Origin of the sequence: Pedobacter sp. UC225_61 (assembly GCF_044452285.1) — a bacterium.
Classification (GTDB): domain Bacteria; phylum Bacteroidota; class Bacteroidia; order Sphingobacteriales; family Sphingobacteriaceae; genus Pedobacter.
In genome coordinates this window covers 1-3561 of sequence record NZ_JBIOAL010000002.1, presented here as the reverse complement: position 1 = coordinate 3561, position 3561 = coordinate 1, and the positions used below count along the sequence as shown (strand labels likewise).

Here is a 3561-nt window from a genome sequence, read left to right as displayed (position 1 = left end):
CCATCAGATTGTGTTTGTTAGTCGCTTTTTTTTTTTTGGAATTTTTTTTTTGGAATTTTTTTTTTGCGCTAACAACCTCCTGCCGTTTTGCCCGTGCATATCGGTCACGAACAAATCTGATTACTAAACACAGTAGCCTGGATTTGTTCTATCAGTAATCGACCTTATTCCTAATTAAATAGAGCAAATCCCCTTATTGGGGGTAAGACATGAAGATGCCAGAAAAACATGACCTGTTGGCCGCCATTCTCGCGGCAAAGGAACAAGGCATCGGGGCAATCCTTGCGTTTGCAATGGCGTACCTTCGCGGCAGATATAATGGCGGTGCGTTTACAAAAACAGTAATCGACGCAACGATGTGCGCCATTATCGCCTAGTTCATTCGTGACCTTCTCGACTTCGCCGGACTAAGTAGCAATCTCGCTTATATAACGAGCGTGTTTATCGGCTACATCGGTACTGACTCGATTGGTTCGCTTATCAAACGCTTCGCTGCTAAAAAAGCCGGAGTAGAAGATGGTAGAAATCAATAATCAACGTAAGGCGTTCCTCGATATGCTGGCGTGGTCGGAGGGAACTGATAACGGACGTCAGAAAACCAGAAATCATGGTTATGACGTCATTGTAGGCGGAGAGCTATTTACTGATTACTCCGATCACCCTCGCAAACTTGTCACGCTAAACCCAAAACTCAAATCAACAGGCGCCGGACGCTACCAGCTTCTTTCCCGTTGGTGGGATGCCTACCGCAAGCAGCTTGGCCTGAAAGACTTCTCTCCGAAAAGTCAGGACGCTGTGGCATTGCAGCAGATTAAGGAGCGTGGCGCTTTACCTATGATTGATCGTGGTGATATCCGTCAGGCAATCGACCGTTGCAGCAATATCTGGGCTTCACTGCCGGGCGCTGGTTATGGTCAGTTCGAGCATAAGGCTGACAGCCTGATTGCAAAATTCAAAGAAGCGGGCGGAACGGTCAGAGAGATTGATGTATGAGCAGAGTCACCGCGATTATCTCCGCTCTGGTTATCTGCATCATCGTCTGCCTGTCATGGGCTGTTAATCATTACCGTGATAACGCCATTACCTACAAAGCCCAGCGCGACAAAAATGCCAGAGAACTGAAGCTGGCGAACGCGGCAATTACTGACATGCAGATGCGTCAGCGTGATGTTGCTGCGCTCGATGCAAAATACACGAAGGAGTTAGCTGATGCTAAAGCTGAAAATGATGCTCTGCGTGATGATGTTGCCGCTGGTCGTCGTCGGTTGCACATCAAAGCAGTCTGTCAGTCAGTGCGTGAAGCCACCACCGCCTCCGGCGTGGATAATGCAGCCTCCCCCCGACTGGCAGACACCGCTGAACGGGATTATTTCACCCTCAGAGAGAGGCTGATCACTATGCAAAAACAACTGGAAGGAACCCAGAAGTATATTAATGAGCAGTGCAGATAGAGTTGCCCATATCGATGGGCAACTCATGCAATTATTGTGAGCAATACACACGCGCTTCCAGCGGAGTATAAATGCCTAAAGTAATAAAACCGAGCAATCCATTTACGAATGTTTGCTGGGTTTCTGTTTTAACAACATTTTCTGCGCCGCCACAAATTTTGGCTGCATCGACAGTTTTCTTCTGCCCAATTCCAGAAACGAAGAAATGATGGGTGATGGTTTCCTTTGGTGCTACTGCTGCCGGTTTGTTTTGAACAGTAAACGTCTGTTGAGCACATCCTGTAATAAGCAGGGCCAGCGCAGTAGCGAGTAGCATTTTTTTCATGGTGTTATTCCCGATGCTTTTTGAAGTTCGCAGAATCGTATGTGTAGAAAATTAAACAAACCCTAAACAATGAGTTGAAATTTCATATTGTTAATATTTATTAATGTATGTCAGGTGCGATGAATCGTCATTGTATTCCCGGATTAACTATGTCCACAGCCCTGACGGGGAACTTCTCTGCGGGAGTGTCCGGGAATAATTAAAACGATGCACACAGGGTTTAGCGCGTACACGTATTGCATTATGCCAACGCCCCGGTGCTGACACGGAAGAAACCGGACGTTATGATTTAGCGTGGAAAGATTTGTGTAGTGTTCTGAATGCTCTCAGTAAATAGTAATGAATTATCAAAGGTATAGTAATATCTTTTATGTTCATGGATATTTGTAACCCATCGGAAAACTCCTGCTTTAGCAAGATTTTCCCTGTATTGCTGAAATGTGATTTCTCTTGATTTCAACCTATCATAGGACGTTTCTATAAGATGCGTGTTTCTTGAGAATTTAACATTTACAACCTTTTTAAGTCCTTTTATTAACACGGTGTTATCGTTTTCTAACACGATGTGAATATTATCTGTGGCTAGATAGTAAATATAATGTGAGACGTTGTGACGTTTTAGTTCAGAATAAAACAATTCACAGTCTAAATCTTTTCGCACTTGATCGAATATTTCTTTAAAAATGGCAACCTGAGCCATTGGTAAAACCTTCCATGTGATACGAGGGCGCGTAGTTTGCATTATCGTTTTTATCGTTTCAATCTGGTCTGACCTCCTTGTGTTTTGTTGATGATTTATGTCAAATATTAGGAATGTTTTCACTTAATAGTATTGGTTGCGTAACAAAGTGCGGTCCTGCTGGCATTCTGGAGGGAAATACAACCGACAGATGTATGTAAGGCCAACGTGCTCAAATCTTCATACAGAAAGATTTGAAGTAATATTTTAACCGCTAGATGAAGAGCAAGCGCATGGAGCGACAAAATGAATAAAGAACAATCTGCTGATGATCCCTCCGTGGATCTGATTCGTGTAAAAAATATGCTTAATAGCACCATTTCTATGAGTTACCCTGATGTTGTAATTGCATGTATAGAACATAAGGTGTCTCTGGAAGCATTCAGAGCAATTGAGGCAGCGTTGGTGAAGCACGATAATAATATGAAGGATTATTCCCTGGTGGTTGACTGATCACCATAACTGCTAATCATTCAAACTATTTAGTCTGTGACAGAGCCAACACGCAGTCTGTCACTGTCAGGAAAGTGGTAAAACTGCAACTCAATTACTGCAATGCCCTCGTAATTAAGTGAATTTACAATATCGTCCTGTTCGGAGGGAAGAACGCGGGATGTTCATTCTTCATCACTTTTAATTGATGTATATGCTCTCTTTTCTGACGTTAGTCTCCGACGGCAGGCTTCAATGACCCAGGCTGAGAAATTCCCGGACCCTTTTTGCTCAAGAGCGATGTTAATTTGTTCAATCATTTGGTTAGGAAAGCGGATGTTGCGGGTTGTTGTTCTGCGGGTTCTGTTCTTCGTTGACATGAGGTTGCCCCGTATTCAGTGTCGCTGATTTGTATTGTCTGAAGTTGTTTTTACGTTAAGTTGATGCAGATCAATTAATACGATACCTGCGTCATAATTGATTATTTGACGTGGTTTGATGGCCTCCACGCACGTTGTGATATGTAGATGATAATCATTATCACTTTACGGGTCCTTTCCGGTGAAAAAAAAGGTACCAAAAAAAACATCGTCGTGAGTAGTGAACCGTAAGCA

Annotated in this window: 6 protein-coding genes and 1 pseudogene; 4 read left to right on the top strand and 3 right to left on the bottom strand. The window is 43.4% G+C overall.

All coding sequences use genetic code 11. The features are described from left to right. Positions 1–209: 209 nt before the first annotated feature. From ACHMWN_RS16860 to rzpD, 3 genes and pseudogenes are all read left to right on the top strand, one after another. Positions 210–533: pseudogene (locus tag ACHMWN_RS16860) on the top strand (phage holin, lambda family). Further along, the gene (locus ACHMWN_RS16855; RefSeq protein WP_000229403.1) at positions 517–993 is read left to right on the top strand and encodes a glycoside hydrolase family protein; all 477 of its coding nucleotides are present in this window, start codon (positions 517–519) and stop codon (positions 991–993) included. The pseudogene ACHMWN_RS16860 and the gene ACHMWN_RS16855 overlap by 17 nt, the downstream one beginning before the upstream one ends. Then, positions 990–1451, top strand: coding sequence for a prophage endopeptidase RzpD (rzpD, locus tag ACHMWN_RS16850; RefSeq protein ID WP_000092275.1), 462 nt, complete (start codon positions 990–992; stop codon positions 1449–1451). The genes ACHMWN_RS16855 and rzpD overlap by 4 nt, the downstream gene beginning before the upstream one ends. 31 nt (positions 1452–1482) lie before the next feature. Here the strand turns inward: rzpD and bor are convergent, their stop codons facing one another. After that, positions 1483–1776 carry a serum resistance lipoprotein Bor gene (gene bor, locus ACHMWN_RS16845; protein ID WP_000738492.1) on the bottom strand — a complete coding sequence of 98 codons (294 nt, stop codon included), beginning with the start codon at positions 1774–1776 and terminating at the stop codon, positions 1483–1485. Positions 1777–2065: 289 nt separating this feature from the next. After that, positions 2066–2518 (bottom strand): DUF1398 domain-containing protein, encoded by a 453-nt coding sequence (locus ACHMWN_RS16840; RefSeq protein WP_223248938.1) that lies wholly within the window; start codon positions 2516–2518, stop codon positions 2066–2068. 243 nt (positions 2519–2761) lie between these two features. On the opposite strand from ACHMWN_RS16840, the gene ybcW reads away from it, so the two are divergent. Further along, on the top strand, positions 2762–2968 hold the full coding sequence (gene ybcW, locus ACHMWN_RS16835; protein ID WP_001031427.1) for a protein YbcW: 207 nt from the start codon (positions 2762–2764) through the stop codon (positions 2966–2968). A gap of 164 nt (positions 2969–3132) precedes the next feature. Here ybcW and ACHMWN_RS16830 read toward each other — a convergent pair whose 3' ends face one another. Next, the gene (locus ACHMWN_RS16830; RefSeq protein ID WP_001421937.1) at positions 3133–3327 is read right to left on the bottom strand and encodes a YlcI/YnfO family protein; all 195 of its coding nucleotides are present in this window, start codon (positions 3325–3327) and stop codon (positions 3133–3135) included. Between the last annotated feature and the right edge of the window lie 234 nt (positions 3328–3561).

What these genes read in the sequence shown, in the direction of transcription:
- ACHMWN_RS16855 (WP_000229403.1), top strand. Translation starts at nt 517, where the DNA reads ATGGTAGAAATCAATAATCAACGTAAGGCGTTCCTCGATATGCTGGCG.
- rzpD (WP_000092275.1), top strand. Translation starts at nt 990, where the DNA reads ATGAGCAGAGTCACCGCGATTATCTCCGCTCTGGTTATCTGCATCATC.
- bor (WP_000738492.1), bottom strand. Translation starts at nt 1,776, where the DNA reads ATGAAAAAAATGCTACTCGCTACTGCGCTGGCCCTGCTTATTACAGGA.
- ACHMWN_RS16840 (WP_223248938.1), bottom strand. Translation starts at nt 2,518, where the DNA reads ATGCAAACTACGCGCCCTCGTATCACATGGAAGGTTTTACCAATGGCT.
- ybcW (WP_001031427.1), top strand. Translation starts at nt 2,762, where the DNA reads ATGAATAAAGAACAATCTGCTGATGATCCCTCCGTGGATCTGATTCGT.
- ACHMWN_RS16830 (WP_001421937.1), bottom strand. Translation starts at nt 3,327, where the DNA reads ATGTCAACGAAGAACAGAACCCGCAGAACAACAACCCGCAACATCCGC.